Annotated in this window: 23 protein-coding genes; 5 read left to right on the top strand and 18 right to left on the bottom strand. The window is 38.4% G+C overall.

Features of this window, described 5'->3' with window-relative positions; all coding sequences use genetic code 11:
- Positions 1-78: 78 nt before the first annotated feature.
- The 14 genes from BW724_RS01130 to acpS form a co-directional block, all read right to left on the bottom strand.
- Positions 79-684, bottom strand: coding sequence for a SpoIIE family protein phosphatase (locus BW724_RS01130; protein WP_088073286.1), 606 nt, complete (start codon positions 682-684; stop codon positions 79-81).
- Positions 684-1,472: an RNA polymerase sigma factor SigB gene (gene sigB, locus BW724_RS01125; protein WP_088073285.1), complete on the bottom strand. Its 789-nt coding sequence runs from the start codon at positions 1,470-1,472 to the stop codon at positions 684-686. Before sigB ends, BW724_RS01130 begins: the two co-directional genes overlap by 1 nt.
- Positions 1,435-1,926: an anti-sigma B factor RsbW gene (gene rsbW / locus BW724_RS01120; protein ID WP_088073284.1), complete on the bottom strand. Its 492-nt coding sequence runs from the start codon at positions 1,924-1,926 to the stop codon at positions 1,435-1,437. The genes sigB and rsbW overlap by 38 nt, the downstream gene beginning before the upstream one ends.
- 2 nt (positions 1,927-1,928) lie before the next feature.
- Entirely contained in the window at positions 1,929-2,258 is a 330-nt protein-coding gene (locus BW724_RS01115) for an STAS domain-containing protein (protein WP_088073283.1), read from the bottom strand.
- Positions 2,259-2,311: 53 nt separating this feature from the next.
- Positions 2,312-3,325: a PP2C family protein-serine/threonine phosphatase gene (locus BW724_RS01110; RefSeq protein ID WP_088073282.1), complete on the bottom strand. Its 1,014-nt coding sequence runs from the start codon at positions 3,323-3,325 to the stop codon at positions 2,312-2,314.
- 13 nt (positions 3,326-3,338) lie between these two features.
- Positions 3,339-3,740, bottom strand: a complete 402-nt coding sequence (locus BW724_RS01105) for an anti-sigma regulatory factor (protein ID WP_088073281.1) — start codon at positions 3,738-3,740, stop codon at positions 3,339-3,341.
- Positions 3,741-3,742: 2 nt separating this feature from the next.
- Positions 3,743-4,099 (bottom strand): STAS domain-containing protein, encoded by a 357-nt coding sequence (locus tag BW724_RS01100; RefSeq protein ID WP_088073280.1) that lies wholly within the window; start codon positions 4,097-4,099, stop codon positions 3,743-3,745.
- 14 nt (positions 4,100-4,113) lie between these two features.
- Positions 4,114-4,938: an RsbT co-antagonist protein RsbRA gene (locus BW724_RS01095; protein ID WP_088073279.1), complete on the bottom strand. Its 825-nt coding sequence runs from the start codon at positions 4,936-4,938 to the stop codon at positions 4,114-4,116.
- Positions 4,939-5,156: 218 nt separating this feature from the next.
- The gene (locus BW724_RS01090; protein WP_088073278.1) at positions 5,157-5,507 is read right to left on the bottom strand and encodes a type II toxin-antitoxin system PemK/MazF family toxin; all 351 of its coding nucleotides are present in this window, start codon (positions 5,505-5,507) and stop codon (positions 5,157-5,159) included.
- Between the two features lie 4 nt (positions 5,508-5,511).
- Positions 5,512-5,790: a CopG family ribbon-helix-helix protein gene (locus tag BW724_RS01085; protein ID WP_088073277.1), complete on the bottom strand. Its 279-nt coding sequence runs from the start codon at positions 5,788-5,790 to the stop codon at positions 5,512-5,514.
- Between the two features lie 136 nt (positions 5,791-5,926).
- Entirely contained in the window at positions 5,927-7,090 is a 1,164-nt protein-coding gene (gene alr / locus BW724_RS01080) for an alanine racemase (protein ID WP_088073276.1), read from the bottom strand.
- Positions 7,091-7,240: 150 nt separating this feature from the next.
- Positions 7,241-8,284, bottom strand: coding sequence for a LolA family protein (locus BW724_RS01075; protein ID WP_088073275.1), 1,044 nt, complete (start codon positions 8,282-8,284; stop codon positions 7,241-7,243).
- A 46-nt stretch (positions 8,285-8,330) separates the two neighbouring features.
- Complete coding sequence (locus BW724_RS01070) at positions 8,331-9,872, bottom strand: NAD(P)H-hydrate dehydratase (protein ID WP_088073274.1); 1,542 nt, start codon at positions 9,870-9,872, stop codon at positions 8,331-8,333.
- Positions 9,873-9,955: 83 nt separating this feature from the next.
- Positions 9,956-10,318, bottom strand: coding sequence for a holo-ACP synthase (acpS, locus tag BW724_RS01065; protein ID WP_088077579.1), 363 nt, complete (start codon positions 10,316-10,318; stop codon positions 9,956-9,958).
- Positions 10,319-10,642: 324 nt separating this feature from the next.
- On the opposite strand from acpS, the gene BW724_RS01060 reads away from it, so the two are divergent.
- Complete coding sequence (locus tag BW724_RS01060) at positions 10,643-11,401, top strand: rhomboid family intramembrane serine protease (protein ID WP_088073273.1); 759 nt, start codon at positions 10,643-10,645, stop codon at positions 11,399-11,401.
- A 176-nt stretch (positions 11,402-11,577) separates the two neighbouring features.
- Here BW724_RS01060 and BW724_RS01055 read toward each other — a convergent pair whose 3' ends face one another.
- The gene (locus BW724_RS01055) at positions 11,578-12,636 is read right to left on the bottom strand and encodes an ABC transporter ATP-binding protein (protein WP_088073272.1); all 1,059 of its coding nucleotides are present in this window, start codon (positions 12,634-12,636) and stop codon (positions 11,578-11,580) included.
- A gap of 433 nt (positions 12,637-13,069) precedes the next feature.
- On the opposite strand from BW724_RS01055, the gene BW724_RS01050 reads away from it, so the two are divergent.
- The 4 genes from BW724_RS01050 (at position 13,070) to mgtE (ending at position 18,292) form a co-directional block, all read left to right on the top strand.
- Positions 13,070-13,228, top strand: a complete 159-nt coding sequence (locus BW724_RS01050; RefSeq protein ID WP_088073271.1) for a cytochrome c oxidase subunit 2A — start codon at positions 13,070-13,072, stop codon at positions 13,226-13,228.
- 23 nt (positions 13,229-13,251) lie between these two features.
- Entirely contained in the window at positions 13,252-13,722 is a 471-nt protein-coding gene (locus BW724_RS01045) for a cytochrome c oxidase subunit II (protein ID WP_088073270.1), read from the top strand.
- An 89-nt stretch (positions 13,723-13,811) separates the two neighbouring features.
- Positions 13,812-15,431, top strand: coding sequence for a b(o/a)3-type cytochrome-c oxidase subunit 1 (locus BW724_RS01040; protein WP_235849055.1), 1,620 nt, complete (start codon positions 13,812-13,814; stop codon positions 15,429-15,431).
- A gap of 1,517 nt (positions 15,432-16,948) precedes the next feature.
- Positions 16,949-18,292 carry a magnesium transporter gene (gene mgtE / locus BW724_RS01035; RefSeq protein ID WP_088073268.1) on the top strand — a complete coding sequence of 448 codons (1,344 nt, stop codon included), beginning with the start codon at positions 16,949-16,951 and terminating at the stop codon, positions 18,290-18,292.
- Between the two features lie 97 nt (positions 18,293-18,389).
- On the opposite strand, the gene rocF is transcribed toward mgtE, so the two are convergent.
- The 3 genes from rocF to BW724_RS01020 all read right to left on the bottom strand — a co-directional run bounded on the left by rocF (position 18,390) and on the right by BW724_RS01020 (position 21,679).
- On the bottom strand, positions 18,390-19,313 hold the full coding sequence (rocF, locus tag BW724_RS01030) for an arginase (protein WP_088073267.1): 924 nt from the start codon (positions 19,311-19,313) through the stop codon (positions 18,390-18,392).
- Positions 19,314-19,371: 58 nt separating this feature from the next.
- The gene (locus tag BW724_RS01025) at positions 19,372-20,286 is read right to left on the bottom strand and encodes a proline dehydrogenase family protein (protein WP_088073266.1); all 915 of its coding nucleotides are present in this window, start codon (positions 20,284-20,286) and stop codon (positions 19,372-19,374) included.
- Between the two features lie 199 nt (positions 20,287-20,485).
- Positions 20,486-21,679, bottom strand: a complete 1,194-nt coding sequence (locus BW724_RS01020; protein WP_088073265.1) for an ornithine--oxo-acid transaminase — start codon at positions 21,677-21,679, stop codon at positions 20,486-20,488.
- Between the last annotated feature and the right edge of the window lie 50 nt (positions 21,680-21,729).

Raw genomic sequence — 21,729 nt, 5'->3', positions numbered from 1 at the left:
TATCTCGGTGGTTTTGGATTACTGTAATTAAATATAAGTTTTAGTTTTCGAAACATTTTCCAGTTCTAGCACTTTTCTTCAAACTTCTATTTTTCCAACTAATAATGTTGTATCATCGTTCGTGATTTCCATTTCATCAACTAACTGCTGCATCGTGTCTTTTGGATTATCAATCCCATTAAAAAGGGAGTGGAATTTTGGATTAAAGGAAAATCCATCTGTATACATAACGAATGCCATCTCTTCCTCATATGGTAAGCGCTGAACCTTGATTTTAAGTTTCCTACCTGATAAATACCCTCGAGATGGAATTGGACGATTCAATTGACCTGACTTACAGTAAAAAACACATCCGATATTACCAACATTACTATAGATAACCTCTTTATCGTCCGTATTAATTTTTAGAATTGCCAGGACCGCTCCCCTCGTTTGAGAAAGGACACGATTGCATTGTTCCATTAATTCAGAAACATCTCTAGAGTGGTCTGTTTTAATAACATCAATGACAGCAGTAGAAGCTTCCATCGCTTCCTCTCCACTACCTAGCCCATCCACAACTGCACAAAGAATATATTGATCCGTTCTAGTTATAAAATATGAATCTCCAGAACACCAATTACCTTTTTTCGCTGCTTTGTATGCACTTATTTTGATCCCATTTAAATATTGATGTTCAAACATTATAAACACTCCGTAGGCTCGACTCGAATGGAGTCTCTTAATTTCTGCAGAGCCCTCCTTTGAAGTCTAGACACATGCATCTGAGAAATTCCTAATTTATCGCCAGCTTCTTTCTGACTTAAGTTATCATAATAGGTCAATTCTAGTATTTGTTTTTCCCGGGTTGATAATACATCAAACGCCTTCTCCAAAAGTAGCTGTTGATCTGTTTTTTCATATCCCTTTTCTGTCGTTCCTACCAAATCTAGTAACGTTACGGCACTACCTTCATCGTCCGCCTCAATAGAACGGTCAACTGAAAGAGCCTGATAACTTTTCCCCATCTCCATTGTCTCTAAAACTTCTTCCTCCGTAACACCAAGATGTTCTGCTATTTCATCGACCCTTGGTGACCTTTGGAGTTCAGTAGTGAGTTTTTCAACAGATTTTTTAATTTTTGGACCAAGTTCTTTGATTCGCCGTGGGACATGGACACTCCATGTTTTGTCCCGAATAAATCTTTTAATCTCACCAACAATTGTTGGTACAGCAAAAGATTCAAAACTTCGGCCTATGGATGTATCAAAACGTCGGAGTGCTGCTAAGAGGCCGAGCATTCCAACTTGTATTAAGTCCTCGTCATGCCGCTGCCCTTTAGAAAACTTTCTTGCAAGGGCATGAACAAGACTCTCAAATTCCATGACAAGCTTTGTTTGTAATTCCTTATCTCCAGTTTGTTGATATTCTTCAATTCTTTTAATAAGATCTTCTTTACTGTTTTGGTGCTTCGGTTGAGATTCCGCTGTCATTATGTCCCACCCCATCTCTTTGAAGGAACTTCGTCATGACGATGACTACTCCTGAATCTCCACTTATTTCCACCTTGTCCATAAGAGTCTCAATTAAAAAAAGACCTAGACCCCCTTCCTTCAATTCTTCGATCGGTTGATCCTTCTTAATGGGTCCTTTGCCATTCTTAAAAGCATCGACATCTGTATCTCCACCCTTATCAGCTACCATTAATTCTAATCTGTTGTCATACACTCCACACGTCACGCGCATGAATGCATCTTTTTCCCCGTCTTCGTATGCATGATTGACTACGTTCGTACAAGCTTCTGCAACAGCTATTTTTATGTCTTCTATGTCATCGTAAGTATACCCTAAACGGTTCGCTACTCCACTCACCGTTAACCGAACAACCCCAACGTATTCTGGTTTTGCAGGCATTTTCATTTCTATAAAATCAGATGTTTGGACCATGCTTAAACTTCCTCCCTTTGATCCGAAACTATGTCCATCACTTCATTGAGGCCTGTAATCTCAAACAGTCGTTTAACCCTCGCATCTACTCCGCGAATTACTAATTTACTGTTGGATTTATCTGTAGCTTTTAATGCTCCAATAAAAATTCCCAGACCAGTACTATCAATATAATTGACATTTTTCAGATCAACTATGACTTTTTTACCACTTTCTTCTGCCAGAGGATATAAAGATTCTTTCAAATTAGGTGCAGTATAAACGTCCACTTCTCCATCTAAGTATAAAACACTCTCTTTTTTTCCTTCCTGCAAGTCTATTTTTAAATTCATATTTCCCCTCCTGAAATCAGTCAGTCTTTCTCTATACCCCGTTGAATATTTCATTAAACATTTCTTCGTAGTATTAAGAGGGTAAAGTCATCGCGCAACTGAAACTCCTGAATTTTTTCCAATTCCGAATACACTTGATCCACCATTTGCTGTGCAGATAAATGTTTATATTTTCGGATGATTTGTTTAATATGTTTCATTTCAATAAACTCTCCATTAATCCTACATTCCGTAACACCATCTGATAAGAGCACAATAAAGTCACCTGGGTTTAAATCCCTTACATACTCCTCATAACGGACTTTAGAAGAAACACCAAGCACTAAGCCTTTTGTCTTTAATTCATGGAAATCGTCAGTATCTGCGGAGTAATATAAACAAGGTTCATGACCTGCACTAGCAAAATGGAATTGGTGTTTTTTCGAATCATAGGAACCATATACCATTGTTATGAACATATCATCGTCTATATTACGCGCAACCACACGATTTAAGTTTTCCAATAAAGCTGCAGGCTGTAGTCGTTGTTCCGGAAGACTATCCATCGCGTATTTAATCATCGACATACACATCGCCGCAGGGACTCCCTTACCTATAACATCAGCCACTGCAGCGCCAATATTTCCATGTTCATCAACAAAATAATGATAATAGTCTCCACTCATTTTCCCCGCGGGAACACTTTTCACACCAAAGTCAACTGCTTCTACTTCAATTTTGTTATTCGGTAGAAGCGATTGCTGCATTCTAGCAGCAACATTTAGTTCAGAATCCAGCTGTCGTTGCCTGTCTCGTAAACTCAAATGCTCCCTATGGGCTAATCCGTATCCGATCATTACCTCTAGTAATAAATCAAATGAGTCCAACAATTCACCTGAAGGGTCGTTGACGAGTTCGGTAATCACCGATTTATGAAGGCTAACTACCTCTTCTGGGGACATATCCTTCTCTAACATCTCTTTACTAAACTGCTGTGCAGAGTATAATGTATGCTCACTTTTACTTTGCATATAATTATTTAACATTTCTTTATATAAATGGTACATCGTCAGTTTTTTATCTTCCAACGATACCCCTCCTTTAGCGGAGCCATTTAATTGCACTGATTTTTGTCCCATTGTTTAATTCAGAATCTATTATAAATTCATCCATGAGACGTTTTACACCTGGAAGTCCAGCGCCTAATCCCCCTGATGTAGTAAATCCATCTTCCATTACGCGGCGTACATCTTTAATGCCTGGCCCATTATCTACTGCAGTTATTTTAATTCCACGCTTCCCCGCATCTGCAAGTTCCTCAATTTTTATTTGCCCTTTATTAGCATATAGGTATATATTTCTTGCTAATTCAGATATAGCTGTCGTAATTCTAGCTTGATCCACAGAACCAAAGCCTACCTCCCTGGCAAGCTTTCGGCCCGCCTGTCGAGCAGCTACAATACCCCACTCGCTAGTAATTTCAACATGGGTATGGACTTGCATGTTCAACCCTCCAATTCGGACTGGAGCTTATCCAACCCTTGTTCTAGGTCCAAGGCAGTTGGAACCTCATCTAATACAATTCCCATATCTATTAAGGTTATAGCTACAGCAGGCTGTATGCCGGTTAGGACGACTTTTGCCCCCATTAGATTCGACATATCTACCACATCACCTAATACTTTAGCAATAAATGAATCTATCATTTCAACTGAGGTTAAGTCGATCACAACCCCGTGAGATCCTTCTTCATGAATCTTATTAAGTACATCTTCCTGAAACTGAAGGGCCGTTTGATCATCAAGATCAACTTGTACTGAAATTAATAAGTATTCATGTAATTTAAGTATTGGAATACGCATCAGCAATTCCTCCTCTACTCATCAATTTGGACAATTTCTCTTTTAGTTAATTCTAAGGCGGACTCTATTCCTTTTTTCAATGTACTCTTCGTTGGAAACTTTCTTAGGTCAATACCTAAATTAACAATTGTTTGTGCAATCTCCGGTCTGATCCCAACTAAAATACATTTTGCTCCAACAAGTCTCACAGCTTCCGACGCTTGAATGATGTGATGTGCTACCATTGTATCCACCACTGGCACACCAGTAATATCAATTAACACAACTTCAGATCGATGTTCGATCACACCATCCAATAAGTTCTCCATAATTAACTTAGCTCTTTCAGTATCGATCGTACCAATTAACGGCATCACACTAATCTTATCAAATACTGGAATGAGAGGAGCTGATAATTCTTTTAAGGCCATCTTTTGTAAAAATACTGTGTTTTCCCATGACCCTGAGTATTCATTCACAAGAACATTTACAATACCATCTAACCAGTTCTCGAACTCTTGGAAAAATTCAATACTATTATTATAGCTGACGCCTGATTTTGATATGGTTTCAACCGTCACTTTACGAAACTCTTGTAGACCTCTCGTAATATAGTTTAATGGCCAACCTAATTGAATTAACCGCTCTGCATATTGAATTAATTCTTGATGAACATCTTCCTGCCCATTTTGGACTGTTAAGAAAAGCTTGTCTATAAACTCACGGTTTGTATTTTCATAGACTTTTTTAGTGATACTTTGTAAGTTATCTTCCGTACGAAACTTATCTAATTCAGTAGTCCAGTGTTCTATAATTGTTTCCTGATGTTGCAAGATTGCTTCTCTTATCTCCGTTTTCATCCAATTTCCCCCACCTTACAATTCAATATAATATTCTATTATTATTTCATTGATTTCTTTTGATTGCAACGAATGTGAAACCATTAAAATAGCACTTTTAAATTACTCTGTGATAAATATGAAGGATCTCACTTTAATAGACCCTACGTTTTATCTCTTAGAACGACAAAAAAAGCTGCTGATCCTCCAGCAACTTCTTTTTTCCATTATTAACGATATCAAAAGTCAATCAAGCCAAGACTAATCATCAAGGCGTCATTCACTTTTGCCATCATATCATCATCTAAATGCGTAATCTTATCCGTTAACCGCTGTTTATCAATTGTACGGACTTGTTCCAATAAAATAACAGAATCTCGATCAAAACCGTATTGTTTAGCATTAATCTCCACATGAGTTGGCAATTTTGCCTTCTGAATCTGTGCTGTAATTGCCGCAACAATGACTGTTGGACTGAATCGGTTCCCTATATCATTTTGGATGACTAAAACTGGCCGAATCCCACCTTGCTCGGAACCGACAACGGGTGATAGATCTGCAAAATAAACGTCACCACGTTTTACTATCAATCTGTTACACCCCACTAACTAAGCGATCCAACGTTAGCTCGGCTTCCTCCTCAGCAAGAAAGGCTTCCGTAGCAATGTTTAAATTGATTTTTGACATTTCTAAATAGCCTTGTTGCATCGTTTCACGAATTTGTTGTTTCTTGTGTTCCTTCAAATACATTTTAGTAGCTTGATGAATAATTTCACTTCGATTGACCTTTTGTTGTTCAAGCATCACATCTAATTCATTAATTAAATGCTGTGGTAAACTAACCATTATCTTTTTTGTGCTTTCTTCAGACACAAAAAACACCTCCAGGGCAACATCAACCATTTTTTATCCTATATTATCATATCATTTGGAACAGGAGATTGCAAAGTGACTTTTCATTCCTGCCTATAAGAATTTCGGCAAAAAACTTTGAAATCCTTCAATAATCTTAAAAGATTTCATTATGAACGTGACGAACTTCTTTATTTTCTATTACAACTCTAGGAACACGATAACTTATCGTACAAGGTATTTCATAGTTTATTGTATTTAACCTTTTCGCAACATCATCCATCGAAACTATTTCATTTTCTTGTTTGCCAATGAGAGTAACTTCCGTACCAATTGCTACATATTCAGGTAATGCTATCATCATTTGGTCCATGCATATTCGGCCAACGATCGGTGCTTTACTTCCATTTATTAACACAAAGCCACCACTATTGGCGCGAATCCAACCATCCGCATAACCAATTGGAACTGTAGCCACCCACTCCTGACCAGTTGCCCGATATGTTGCTCCATAACTAACTCCGTGTCCTTCTGGCAGATGTTTGATGTGTGTTACTGTACTATGAAGTGAAAATACTTCTTTTAATGATACTGGAATTAAATCTTTCATTTCAGTAGATGGTGTGAGACCATACATTGCTATTCCAACTCGCACCATATTATATAGTTCATCTGGAAATCTTAAAGTGGCAGCACTATTTCCACAGTGCTTTAACTCTATTTCCTTTTCTAACTCCTGTTCGAACCATGTTACCATTTCACGAAAACGCTGTTGTTGTTTTTTGTAGTAGGTTACATCTAACTCATCTGCCGTTGCAAAATGCGTATAAATCCCATTCACAATGAAATTTGAAGAATTTTTTAACACACTAATTAGAGCATTTCCTTCTTCCTTTGTTCTTATACCAATTCGCCCCATACCTGTGTCAATTTTTATATGACACTTTAACTCCTTAGTTGTACCATCTAGGAATTCCAACGTCTTTTCAAGCCATTCTCCTTGAAACACTGTTAATTCAATATCTTTTTCAATGGCCAGTTTCACATTTTCAGGCCTAACATACCCCATAACAAGAATTGGTGCCGTTATACCAGCTTTCCTAATTGCCAAAGCCTCATCTAGAATGGCTACCCCTAAATAAGATGCCCCTTCCTCTAATGCTGCCTTTGCGACGTCTACTGCACCATGTCCATAACCATTCGCTTTTACTGCAGCCATAAAACGGACATTCTCAGGAAGCATCTTTCTAATATTTCTTACATTTTCCTTTAATGCATCTAAATTTATTTCAACCCATGTATCACGGTAAAAGCCTTCCACGGAGAGTCCTCCAATCTACACCCTCAATACTATATACTATTTCATATTATTCATTATTATCACCATCCTAGTCTATGTCAAATAAGAAAAGCGTAATCGCCAAATAAAAAAGCCCACTGAAACTTGTGTTCAAGTGGGCATCATTGCATTCTATTTTTCCTCTGTGCCATAAACACTTCTTGCTACAGCAATCATATCTTCTTCACTTAAGTGCTTAGATGCAAGGAAGAAATCCGTTCCTTGATAAGACCAGGAAATTGTTTTTGTCTCTCCTTCGGTCGCTAAAGCACCATAAGTGAACCCTAAATCTACCGGATCTCCTTGAGAGATATGAACTGGCGTTGATGCGTCCACATAACGGGCTTGCTGTTGTACAAGTGTAAACGGCTGATCCCCTTCATATGTGATAATGACACGTTTACCTTCTTCCGTAATTACCTCTTGGTGACTTGGATAACCAGTACCTTGAGGTTCATACATTGGATAGAATATTGTAAATGAATCATCAGCATCTCCAGTTTCTTCCTCTTCTGCTAATGTAGGTACATTAGATTCGAGCTGTGCACCTGTCATGTTACGATCCATATCAAAGTCTCCCTCACTAAATTCAGCATTCATTTCAAAGTGAGTGAAATTTACTTCTACTAAGACATCTAAATCAACATCCATGATCTTAACGGAAGCAGGTGTAAGATCTTTTTTGTTTAACATAATTTCCTGTTGATTTAGATTTTTGTTAGTATAATTTGTGTTTGTTTGAAAAACATAGTGATCTTCTGTTGCAGAGAATGATCTTTCAGGATCCATTAAAATGTCATTAATCAAAGATTCATAGAGATAAACCTGGCTATTGTTTTCTGGCCAATCACTTTGGAATCTGAAGCTCTTGTTTAAAGCTGGTGTTAAAACAAAGACCCCTTCATCATTTCTTAAAATAATCTGACTCGGATCTTTTTCATCATTGCTTAAAGCAACTCGGTAATTCGTAGGATGTTGATAATAAACTTCTACTTGATAATCCTGTGGCTCATCTCCTGTTTGAAGTGTCATTTCTGCTTCTGCCTTATATCCTGTGAGATCATCTAAAATCTTATCCAGATCTTGCATGACATCTTCTTGGCTCTTTTCTCCACATGCTGCTAATACTAATGTAAATGCTATAAGCACACCGAATAAGGAAATGATTTTCTTCATTTACTCAACCCCTCTGTCTCTTTTCGACGACAAAGGAGGGATATAGTCACGTCTGGTAACGAGAGGAATGAAGCACCTTTGGCAAAACTTCGATAATATCACTAGCTGTTACGCTTAGAATATCTTGACTTTTGACTAGTTCGTCCGCTGTTTTACCATGGATATAGACTGCATTACAAATTGCATCTGTAATGTACTCATGCTGAAGAAGAAACCCAAGAATCATACCTGTTAACGTGTCGCCTGTGCCGCCCTTTGCTAAGGATTCATTCCCTGTTTGATTCACCCATTGCCTTCCATCTGGGGCTGTAATAATCGTAAATGGCCCCTTTAGGACTAAGTAAACTTTATATTCCATTGCAAACTGTTTTGAAATTCGGAAGCGTTGCAATTCAACTTCTTCAACGGTTTTTCCAGTGAGCCTTGCCATTTCACCTAGGTGAGGTGTAATGATTGTTGGTCCACCTTCTCTACCGCCCCTCCACTTATCAAGCTCGTCTACAAGGTGATATAAGCCATCTGCATCAATGACTAAATTCCCTTTAAAATCATTGAAGGTGTCATACAGGTTATGTTTATTATTTCTCCCTAGTCCAGGTCCGACTGCAATCCCATCGTACGCGCTCAGCGTCTTGTCTTGTGGAAAATGAGACGGTATAATCTCTATTTCCCCATTTTTCTGAGGAAGTGGATAAAACATGGCCTCTGTTGTCTTTTGTGCAATTCCTAGTAATATTTTATCCGGAACGGCTACTGTTACTAAACCTGCACCTGTTCTTAAGCAAGCTCCCGTAGTCAATACGATTGCCCCTGTCATTGGTATTGACCCTCCAATGATCAGTGCTTTCCCCGAAACTCCTTTATGGGCATTTTGCTTTCTCACAGCTAAGGAGTTCTTCACCTTTTCATCCGTAATCAGCTTACGAGTCTCAAATGTGTTTTCCAGCGCTATTCGCGGGATCCCAATATCAAGAATGTGAACTTCTCCAAAGCAGAAAGCTGCTGGATACAAAAAATTACTAATTTTCGCTGCCTGAAAAGTGTAGGTCTGATCAGCATTGATCCCAACTTCATGCTTTTCCTCTGTGGCGGTTACACCACTTGGAATATCTACTGCAATAACTCTCCCTGTTGCTCCATTTACACTTTCGATCACATCCGAATATGGCCAACGGGGAGTGCCAACCATCCCAGTACCTAACATTGCATCGATAATGATAGTATACTTAGTTAGCAATTGTTCAAAATGCTCCTGCACCTCTCTAAAAGTAATCCACTCATGCCCTGAATTTTCAAAAATACGTTTATGCTTAAGTGCAGTTCCACGTATTTTTTCTTCACGGGGAATGACAATGACATCAACTAGGAAACCAGCCTCTTTCAAGATACGTCCAATAACAAAACCATCTCCACCGTTATTACCAGTACCAATTAACACAACGAGTCTATCTTCCAAACCTACTGTTGGAAATAACTGACGACAAAAGGCTTGCCCCGCATTTTCCATTAACGTTTCTTCACTCAGACCAATCTTCTCCATGGTATAGCGGTCGATTCGGTGCATCTCTTCACCTGTTACCACGTACATTTAAGATTCCCTCCCATCCGCACTATCACTATATGAGGCTGTCCTATACAATATGCAGACTAGCATGACAAGCATCGTATATTTTAAGATTTTTCCTCGATAATTACCTGTGCCGCAGCGTATGTAGACGTATGTGTAATAGATAAATGAATTTTTTCTTTTAAAAAATTATTGTATTTTATTGAAGGCTTACCATTTAGATCATTAACTATAGAAATATCTTGAAACGAAAGGTCCTTTCCAATTCCAGTTCCTAGCGCTTTAGCAAAAGCCTCCTTAGCTGCAAAACGACCAGCCAAATATTCTACCTGACGTCGTCCCTTTAACAATGAATACTTGTCTCGCTCTTCTTCCGTTAATATTCTTTTTATAAACGACTGTTTCCGTTGAGAAAGTGACTCTATCCGTTCTAATTCAATTAAATCCAAACCAATACCTTTAATCAAAGTTTTCACTCTCCCTCCTCTTTTGTTCCATTTTACCATTCTTCCCAAAACAAAGGCTCGCATTTCCACCACCGTTTTCTTGTGTGCTAAAATAGAACTAGAAAAGCTAGACCCTGCAAGTACGAGGAGGCCAAGCGGCATGCCCACGGCAAAGAAGACAATGCGAAGAAATGAGCAGATGTCGCACTTGTACCTTGTGTGAAAGGGAGTAGACCGTCGGTTGTTCCAACAATAACCAAGGTATCTATTTTAAAAATATAAAAAATTCATAAACAAGTTGTTTTCAAATATTTATTAAGTATCTTGCTATAAAGGAGACTAATTATGTTTGTTAGAAACGAAAGTTTTCAAGGATTCACAAGGTCATATCCTGTTATCACAACATTAGTGGCTATCCACATCATTCTTTATATATGGGTCTATTTTTTCCCATTTCTAGGCGGGAAGCTAGTAATGGATTGGGGACTGGGTATCAACTATCTTATTGAAATGGGAGAGTATTGGAGACTGGTGACACCAATTTTTCTTCATGGGTCCTTAATGCATATGCTATTTAATTCATTTTCTCTCGTCTTGTTTGGTCCAGCTCTTGAAAGCATGTTAGGAAAGTTTAGGTTTATTGCTGCTTATTTCACAGCTGGTATTCTTGCAAATATTGTTACGCTCTTCCTTGAAGGTCCTATGTACGCCCATTTAGGAGCGTCAGGTGCCATCTATGGACTATTTGGACTTTATCTTTATATGGTATTAGTTCGGAAAGACCTCATTGATCCAGGAAGTGCTCAGTTAATTATTACAATTATGGTCATCGGGGTCATCATGACATTTGTGAATCCAGGAATTAATCGAATTGCCCACATATTCGGGTTAATATCTGGCGCTGCAATAGCACCGATTATTTTATTAGGAGTGACAAGATACGGTAGATATAATCGTTCTAGTGGAAGAGGAGATTCTGGTGATATCGGGTTTGACCCAGATCGTTGGCGAAAAAGAGACAGGAATAAGCAGAGAATGAAGGTTGCGTTTATTTGTATTGGAGCCTTGGCACTGTTCTTATTTATTATTTTCGCTATTTTGTAATAGGAAGAGGGTTCTAGAATTCCCTTCATAAATTTTCAAATATCATTCTATTAATAAGGTCAGGTCACTCCATTAACGTTTGAGTAGCCTGTCCTTTTTTTCTTTATTCAAGCTGACCAAAACAAAAACAGCTAACCGTCATTAATGAGGGTCAGCTGTAAAACTTCTAATTTATTCTATTCCACAAGAGCAACTAGCTCTGGCTTAATATCAAAGGTAACAATAGTACCAATTTCCACATCTTGATCAATAGGAGCATATATTAACATCGGCTCTTTAGACAAGTTCGGCTCATTATGAAGTCGGACATATAATTCTTGATATTCCCCACCATAAGTAACACGTACTACTTCTCCACAGAAAGCTCCTTGATCAGTTAAGTGACACCCTTCTGGTCTGATCGAAAGCTTAACCGTTTCTAACCTCTCTTGCCATTGCTCTGGCAACGTTACTTTCCCAATATGGGTATGGATATTCATTAAGTCGTCGTCCATTCTACCTGTAAGTAAATTCGTTTTACCGACAAACTGGGCAACGAAGCAATTCTTCGGACATCGATACATTTCTTTTGGTGCAGCAATTTGCTGAATAACACCGTCTTTCATTACAACTACACGATCAGATACTGCAAAAGCATCCTTTTGATCATGCGTCACAATAATTGCCGTTGTATTGGCTTTTCGAAGGATATTTGTAACATCAAATCTCATTTTTTCCCGCAGCCCAGCATCTAAGTTACTGAATGGTTCATCCATCAACACAACATGAGGATTAGGGGCTAATGCACGAGCTAATGCTACTCGTTGTTGCTGTCCACCAGATAGTTGTGTTGGATATCTTTTTTCATAGCCTTCCAGTCCAACTAGCTCCAATACTTCTTTAGCCCGTTGCTTTTTCTGCCTTGCACTCCATTTATTTAGTCCGAACATTACATTTTTTAAAATAGTCATGTGTGGAAATAGGGCATAGTCTTGAAACACCATCCCGATACCTCTTTTTTCAGGGGGCAGTGAGTGGGTTTCACTAAAAACTTCTTTTCCATCAATATGAATTTCACCTTTATTTGGGTGTTCAAAACCTGCAATCATTCTTAACGTTGTCGTTTTTCCACAACCACTTGGCCCTAGCAGTGAAATGATTTCCCCTTTTTGAATATCTAAATTCAATGCTGTAACAGCAGGGTTTGATGAATCATGAAAGTATTTAGTTAAATTATTTAACTGAATAAAACTCACTATACTCTACCTCCCAGTTTGCCACAGATCGTATTCCCGCGTTCCACTCCACACCTACATTAATAACTTTATTAAATTAGAATTATTAAAAAGTAGTTGAGAATGATTTTCATTACAAGTGAATTATAGCATAAGGGAATTTTTTACGTCAATGATGTTCAAAACCTTCTCACAATTTTTTCAAAGTTTTCCATAGTAAATAACATAAAATGTACATTAAAGTTATTAACTTCGTGTTTTTTTCACAAACGAAAACTACCTCTTGAGTTACCACTATTACCACAGTGACAACGTTTTTCATACTTGAATTTTCACTAACTTTTCACAATTTGACTCTCATCACACATTACCTATCACTTATGATAATTCCATGGGGGAATTCTTATTTGATTTATAAATAAGAAATGAGATGACTGGAGAGGGGGACTCAGCTATGAGCAAAACAAACCTAGAAACAAACCACAATGTCACAGTGACTAAAAAGGAAGACGAGTCATCATTAAAAGGGACATTGATCTTTGTATTTTTTGTAGGTGGCTTTATTTTAGTTTCTTGGTTAGTCGTTTTTTTCTTATTCTTATCGAGGACTTAATTTAATTGGGGGGACTTAAATCGATGCATTTACACAAGTATGAAAAAATATGGCTAGTTTTTGGCATTGGCTCATTAGTTTTATTTCTTGCAGTATTGGGAGTTGCTGCATTTGCATTTGGACACCAACCACCGAGTCATATGGCTAAAGTGGATTCACAAAATTTAGATCAAGATGTTGCATTCTCCGAACCTGGAGTTACTCAAATTAATGACAACACTTATCAGGCAAGGATTATTGCTCAAGCCTTTAGCTATAAGCCAAGTAGAATTGAGGTGCCTGTTGGATCCACTGTATATTTCGAAATAACTAGTGCCGATGTGGTACATAGTTTCACTATTCCAGAGACAAATATAAACTTTATGGTAACACCTGGTCATGTAAATATGGCAGAGCACACCTTTAATGAGCCTGGTGAATATCTCGTAATTTGTAATGAATACTGCGGAACAGGGCATCATCACATGCAAATGAGAATTGAGGTGACAGAATAATGAATCAATCAAACTTAGCAATCAATTCTCTAAATGATTCTGATAATAATATAAACGTGCTAGTAGATCCTAAAGATAGAAAATTAAGTATGGTGCACATGTATGTAGCATTTGTAGCCTTTATCATTGGAGTATTCGGGGGACTTCTCCAAGGTCTTGCAAGGGGTGGAATGATTGAACTACCTAGCTGGCTGGGCTATTATCAAATTCTAACGGCGCATGGCGTCCTACTTGCACTCGTTTTTACAACCTTCTTTATCTACGGCTTCTTTTTTGCAGGCATGGGCAAAACTCATGGTGCATTTTCTAATAGATTAAGAAAAATAGGTTGGGCAGGTTACATCACGATGTTGGCAGGGACCATTATTACTACCATCATGATTCTACTTAATGAAGCATCTGTCCTTTATACATTTTATGTTCCATTACAAGCTCATTCCTTATTTTATGTAGGTTTAACACTTGTTATAGTCGGCTCTTGGATAGCATCAGCAGCACTTCTAACTCATTATTTTAAGTGGAAAAAAGCAAATCCAGGTAAACCAACACCTCTTTTTGGCTTTATGACTACAGCAACCTTAATTCTGTGGATTGTCGCTGGTTTAGGGGTAGCAACAAGCGTCTTATATCAAATCTTGCCATGGGCCCTTGGGCTAACTGACGAAGTTAATGTTTTATTGACTCGTACTTTATTCTGGTACTTCGGCCACCCTCTTGTTTACTTCTGGATTATGCCAGCCTATATGATTTGGTATGTAGTAATTCCTAAAGTAATTGGGGGACGTTTATTTAGTAGTTCATTAGCAAGACTTGCTTTCATCCTGTTTCTTCTCTTTTCTATCCCTGTTGGATTCCACCATCAACTAATGGAATCAGGGATTTCGGAGCTATGGAAGTTTATACAAACAGTACTCACCTTTGTAGTAGTTGTACCATCCTTATTAACGGCCTTCTCCATTTTTGCAACATTTGAACAAACGGCAAGGGAAAAAGGTGGTAAAGGCATTATTGGATGGATTAAAACACTTCCTTGGGGAGATGTCCGCTTCTTCGCTCCATTTATGGGGATGCTAGCTTTTATTCCTGCTGGTGCAGGGGGAATTATCAATGCTAGCTTTCAATTGAACGCTGTTGTTCATAATACCCTTTGGGTGGTTGGTCACTTCCACTTAACTGTTGGAACAACTGTGTTATTAACATTTTTCGGTGCCGCTTACTGGCTGATACCAGCGCTTACAGGGCGACGATTTACGAAGCACGCAAACCGTTGCGGTATCGTTCAAACCTGGTTATGGATGATTGGTATGTTCTTTATGTCTGGAGCTATGCATTTATTAGGACTTTTCGGAGCACCACGTCGTACAGCTTATGCAACATATGGCGATCACCCACAAGCCTTACAATGGTTCGAAGGAATATTTGCAAGTCACATTACTGTAGCAATTGGTGGTGTCATTTTAACTGCAGCTGGTGTATTAATGTTTTATAACTTTATATATCTAGCATTTAGGGCGCCAAAAGGAAATACAGAGTTCCCTATCACTCCAGACCCAGACGACACACCACACATTCCAGCGTTCCTTGAAAACTGGAAGCTGTGGATTGGAATAGTGATCTTATTGATCATCTTTGCATATACCATTCCAGTCTATGAAATGATTGTAGATGCACCACCTGGATCACCACCGTTTAATTTCTTGATTAGATAAGGGAAATTGAATGTTAATTTTTCTATTCGGTATCAAAGGATCTGTTAGGTGGAAAGAGTGATTAACTTTTACAACTTGGATGAATTTTTAATTTGCATGTTAAAGTGGCACAAAGAACTGATTAATAGTTCTTCGTGCCACTTTTTTTTTGCTTGTGAATTGTGAATTCCTATTTGCTTGTGAATGTAGTTTGTTAAATTTGATAAATTAGATTTTAGTCTAATAGCTAGCTTACATCATAATTGTCGCACTCTCAGACCACTATCCTAGGGTGGACTCATTTGGACCGACGAGCAAGCGATCTGGTATGAGATTTGGGTTTTTCTGTTTTTCGTACCTGATTAGGCTCCGATCTGGTATGAGATTTGGGTTTTTCTGTTTTTCATACCTGATCGGGCGTCGATCTGGTATGAGATTTCGCTTTTTCTGTTTTTCATACCTGATTCCGAGAGAGATAAGGGCGTAATCTCACGCCAAAATCGCTGAAAATGAAAAACTCACGTGAGATTGGAACGTAATCACACACGAAAATCGTTGAAAACGAAAAACTCACGTGAGATAAGGGGCCTATCTCACGCGAAAATCGCTAAAAATGAAAAACTCACGTGAGATTAGCACGTTATCACACACGAATATCGCTGAAAATGAAAAACTCACGTGAGATTGGAACGTAATCACACACGAAAATCGCTGAAAATGAAAAACTCGCGTGAGATAAGGGGTCTATCTCACGCCAAAATCGTTGAAAACGAAAAACTCACGTGAGATTAGCACATAATCTCACGCCAAAATCGTTGAAAACGAAAAACTCACGTGAGATTAGGGCGTAATCACACACGAAAATCGCTGAAAATGAAAAACTCACGTGAGATTGGAACGTAATCACACACGAATATCGCTGAAAATGAAAAACTCACGTGAGATTAGCACGTTATCACACACGAAAATCGCTGAAAATGAAAAACTCACGTGAGATTAGCACGTTATCACACACGAAAATCGCTAGATATGTAAAACTCGCGTGAGATAAGAAAGTAACTGTACGGAATACTAGAAAAAAATCTAATTAGCTCCCTGATCAAAGGGCGATCAGGTTTGAAATCCTACATCATAAACTGTTTTTTAACGAAAAAAACGAGACAAACATCACTATGTGAAGCAGGTCTCATTACTCTTTTCCTTCCTCTTTTCCTTCCTCTTTTCATCCATCTATCCTATATAGAGCTACATAATACTTAAACAGTATCCTGTTTTTTTACTAACCAATGTATTTTTAAAAGGAAAACAACTCAAGTTATAAGAAAAGCTCAAGCGCTAAATCCATCAAACACAACCAAATGGTTGATTGTATTTCACCTTTCCACCTAAAATAAGATGTAACGAATTTTTAACTTTTTTTGTTACTTTTTCCCTCCAATCAATGATAATATTATGGAGGATATTGCACGAAAAGGTTCTCTCACCCTTCAATTTTTTCGTTAAAAGGCTTATATACTCGGGAATGAGGTGGAACACACATGAATACTACACAGCTTACAGTTTTAGTAATTAAATATTTACGCGAAGCAAAAAAAGAAGCATTACAAACAGCTTTAGAGGAACTTCATCCATATGATATGGCTGAACTTTACCGTGCCCTTCCAGAGAAGCATCATTACAAATTTTTATCGTTTCTAGCTTCTAAACAAATAGCTGATTTGTTAATGGAATTGGAACAAGAGTTACAGATGGAGGTTCTCCAGAAACTTGGTATTGAGAAATCTTCAAAGGTCATGGACGTCATGGATAATGATGACTTGGCGGACATGCTTAGTGAAATCTCTGAAGAAAAATTAGAAGAATACTTATCCGCCATGCAGAAAGATGAGTCAACTACTGTTCAGCAGTTGATGAGCTATGCTCCTGAAACTGCTGGGGGGATCATGACGAATGAATTTGTATGGATTCAAGACTACTATTCAGTCAGAGAAGCAGTGGATAAGTTTAAAACCTTTGCCGAGTTAACAAGGAATATTTACTATTTATATGTTATTGATGAAAATAAAAAACTCGTTGGGGTTGTTTCCTACCGAGATTTACTCCTTGCTGACATGAATGAAAAAATAGCCGATATCATGTTCAGCCGTGTTATTTCAGTACCTATTGATATAGACCAAGAAGAAGTAGCACAACTCATACAACGATATGACTTTCTCGCAGTACCAGTTGTAGATGATGACAACAGATTGAAGGGTATCGTTACGGTCGACGATATCATCGATGTTTTTATAGAAGAAGCAAATGAGGATATTGAGAAGTTATCTGCATCTGGTAAATCCATCGACTTTGCAACAAAAGCAACAACTGCATCATTTAGAAGATTACCTTGGCTTGTTCTCTTATTATTTATTGGACTTATTACAGGAAGTATTTTAGATGGTTTCGAACAAACATTGGAGCAAGTAGTGGCGTTAATCTTTTTCATGCCTATGATTGCAGGTATGACAGGAAATACTGGAACACAGTCCCTCGCAGTTGTAGTACGTGGGCTTGTAACTAACGATTTTGAGAAGAATACGATTTTAAAACTCGTGTGGCGTGAATTGAAGGTTGGAATTATCATTGGGATTACATGTGGTATTCTAGTTTTTCTAGTTGCTACAATATGGCAAAGTCTCATTTTCGGTTTCGTAGTTGGCTTTTCATTATTCGTTACATTGATCATTGGAACAATGGCAGGGACGATCATACCCCTTGTTTTATACAAGATCGGATTCGATCCTGCAGTTGCATCTGGACCATTAATTACGACTCTAAACGATATTTTTTCTTTACTAATATACTTTGGAATCGCCACAAGCTTGTTGCACTTGTTAATTTGATTAGAAAAAAAAGCAAGCATACGCGCTTTGGTCACGGGTCACCAAAAAGGAACTTCGGACAAAGTATTTGCTCCAAGTTCCTTTTTATTTTCCACTATTATAGAAGCTTTTCACCAAATAATGAACCAATGAGACCAACTGCCGCTTCAGCTGTAGAGTTTTTGTTATCAAGTATTGGATTGACCTCAACAAATTCCGCAGATGTAATAAGGTCTCGTTCTGCTAATATCTCCATTGCTAGGTGTGTTTCCCTATACGTCGTTCCACCTATTACTGGTGTACCTACTCCTGGAGCATCAATTGGGTCTAAAGCATCTAGGTCCAAGCTCAGGTGGATGCCATCTGTTTTTTGAGAGACATGGGAAATGGCTTCCTCCATAACATTGGTCATGCCTAGACGATCGATTTCATGCATGGTAAAAACTTTGATCCCCTTTTCTTTAATTAATTCCTTTTCCCCATCATCTAAAGATCTGGCACCAATGATAACAATATTTTCAGGCTTAATTTTCGGCGCATAACCACCTATTTTTGTAAGGGAAGTATCTCCTATCCCTAAACTTACTGCTAGTGGCATCCCATGAATATTTCCTGATGGGGAGGTATCGCCCGTATTTAAATCACCGTGTGCATCAAACCAAATCACACCCAAGTTTTCATATTTATTTGCCACTCCAGCTAAAGTTCCAATTGCTATGCTGTGGTCACCCCCAAGAACAAGTGGAAAATTACCTTTTTCTACTGCATTCGAAACTGCATCAGCTAAAATTTCATTCGCCTTTACAACTTCGTTTAGATCCTTTAAGTTTTTATCATTCTTTACATCTAACTTATTAGGTCTTCCAATTTCAACGTCTCCACGATCATCTACTTCAAAGTTTAAAGCTTCTAAGCGCTCTACAACACCTGCGTATCGCATCGCACTGGGACCCATATCAACCCCACGCCGTGTTTGACCTAAATCCATGGGAACACCTATGATAGAAATTTTCTTTTTCACCTGTTCAACCAACCCTTTCATACAAACATTAAAACAATATCAATCTATGAAAATATTCCACATAAACTATCATCATGCCTTACTTTTTCGAGAATAGTCCTTGCACTGCAAAACGTATATTTTGCGGACGCTCCGCTAGGCGACGCATAAAGTACCCATACCAGTCCTCTCCAAATGGAACATAAATCCTCATCTTATAGCCTTCATCAGCAATTTCCTTCTGAAGCTCAGTTCTAAATCCATAGAGCATTTGAAATTCAAATTGCTTCTTTGGTATCCGATGCTCTTTTGCAAACGCTTTAATTTCTTCAATTACCCGATGGTCATGCGTTGCAATTGCTGCATAACTACCGTTAAGAAGATGGATTTTAATGATATTTATATAGTTTCTATCCACTTCATCTTGCTTTTGATAAGCCACATCAGGGGACTCTTTATATGCCCCTTTGATTAGACGTAAATTAACACCTTTTAAATCACGAAGATCCTTTTCTGCCCGGAAGAGATAGGCTTGAATGGCAGTCCCGACATTATCGAATGTTCGTCTTAACTCATGAAGTAAATCAAGGGTAGCATCTAAATGAGAATAGTCCTCCATATCGATGCGAACAAAATTATTGTACTTTTTGGCTGTGTTTAAGATTTTCACCATATTGTCCCGACATAAGTTACGGTCCACATCCAATCCTAAAGAAGTCAGCTTTAAAGATAAATTACTATCTACTTTCGCTTCCGCAATTGCCTCCAATGTCTGTACACACATTTCTGCTGCAGCGATCGCTTCTTCTCGATTGTATACAAACTCTCCTAGATGGTCGACAGTGCAAACTAGACCTTGTTCATTAAGTTTAGCAACTGTTTCCATCGCTTCTTTAATACTTTCACCAGCAATAACCTGTTTTGTCCCTAACTTTGGACCCCAACGAACGGCTCGCTTTTTAACAAATTTATTCTGGGACAAAAATAGGAAAAAGTTCCTTGTTATCATTACCATTCAACCCCTTCCATTCTCACGCTTCTGCTCAACGCAATTTACTCTTTTTACTTTCTACCCTGAAAATTCCTATCCCTATTGCTGTTTCAAAACAATTCACTCGCTTTCAGCGGACGAACCGCCGCCCGCAGAAAACAAGTTTGGGTAGGGGTCACCAAGACCTTTATGCAGACTTGCTTATCATTTTATGATATGCCCCTTAATTAGAAAGGACTTTTTGAACTCGCTCAATTGCCCAATCCAAGTCTTCTTGGGTGATCACTAAAGGTGGTGCAAAGCGAATCACATTTTCATGTGTTTCTTTACATAGGAGTCCTTCTTCTTTTAGTTTTTCACAGTAAGGGCGTGCTGGACCATTCATCTCCACCCCAATGAAAAGCCCCCTACCACGGATTTCCTTAATTTTTGGATTGTCTACTTCTCTCAGCTTATTCATAAAGTATTCTCCTAGTTTTAAAGAACGATCTACTAGGTTTTCCTCTTCAATTACTTCCAAGGCAGCAACGGAAACGGCACAGGCTAGAGGGTTTCCACCAAACGTTGATCCATGGGAGCCTGGTTCAAATACTCCTAAAACATCTTCATTCGCTGCTACAACAGAAATTGGCATCACTCCGCCACCTAATGCTTTACCGAGGATATACATATCTGGCTCGACTCCCTCCCAATCACAAGCAAAGAGTTTTCCAGAACGGCCAAGCCCAGCTTGTATTTCATCAGCCACATAAAGCACGTTATTCTCTTTACAGATCTCATAGGCTTCTTTTAAAAACCCTTTTGGTGGAATGTTAATACCCGCTTCCCCTTGAATCGGCTCGAATAGAAACGCAGCTGTATTTGACGTTATTGCCTCTCTTAACGCTTCAATGTCACCAAATGGAATAACTTTAATCCCAGGTAACATCGGTCCGAAATCCTTTTTATAAGCCTCGTTAGATGATAAGGAAACAGCGGTCATTGTTCTTCCATGGAAGTTTTCCTCACAGACAATAATCTCAGCTTGGTTTTCAGGTACACCCTTCACACGGTATGCCCAGCGACGTACAGCCTTTACAGCTGTTTCTACAGCTTCAGCACCTGTATTCATTGGTAAAACCATACTTTTGTTCGTTAGACTAGATACCTTCTCATAAAATCGACCTAACTGATCATTATGAAAGGCTCGCGATGTTAAAGTGATTCGATCAGCTTGCTCTTTTAAGGCCTCTATGAGTTTTGGATGACGGTGGCCTTGGTTGACTGCTGAATAAGCACTTAACATATCTATATATCTATTTCCTTCAGGGTCCTCTACCCAGACTCCCTCAGCCTTTGAAATAACAATAGGTAATGGATGATAGTTTTTTGCACCGTATTTTTCCGTTAAGTCTATGATTTGTTTTGTCTTACTCATAAACGCACCCCTTTCACGACCTTCTTCACTGACTTAAATGATAGTCTTCG

Origin of the sequence: Litchfieldia alkalitelluris (assembly GCF_002153425.1) — a bacterium.
Lineage (GTDB): Bacteria > Bacillota > Bacilli > Bacillales > Salisediminibacteriaceae > Evansella > Evansella alkalicola.
This window is presented reverse-complemented; position numbering and strand designations above follow the sequence as displayed.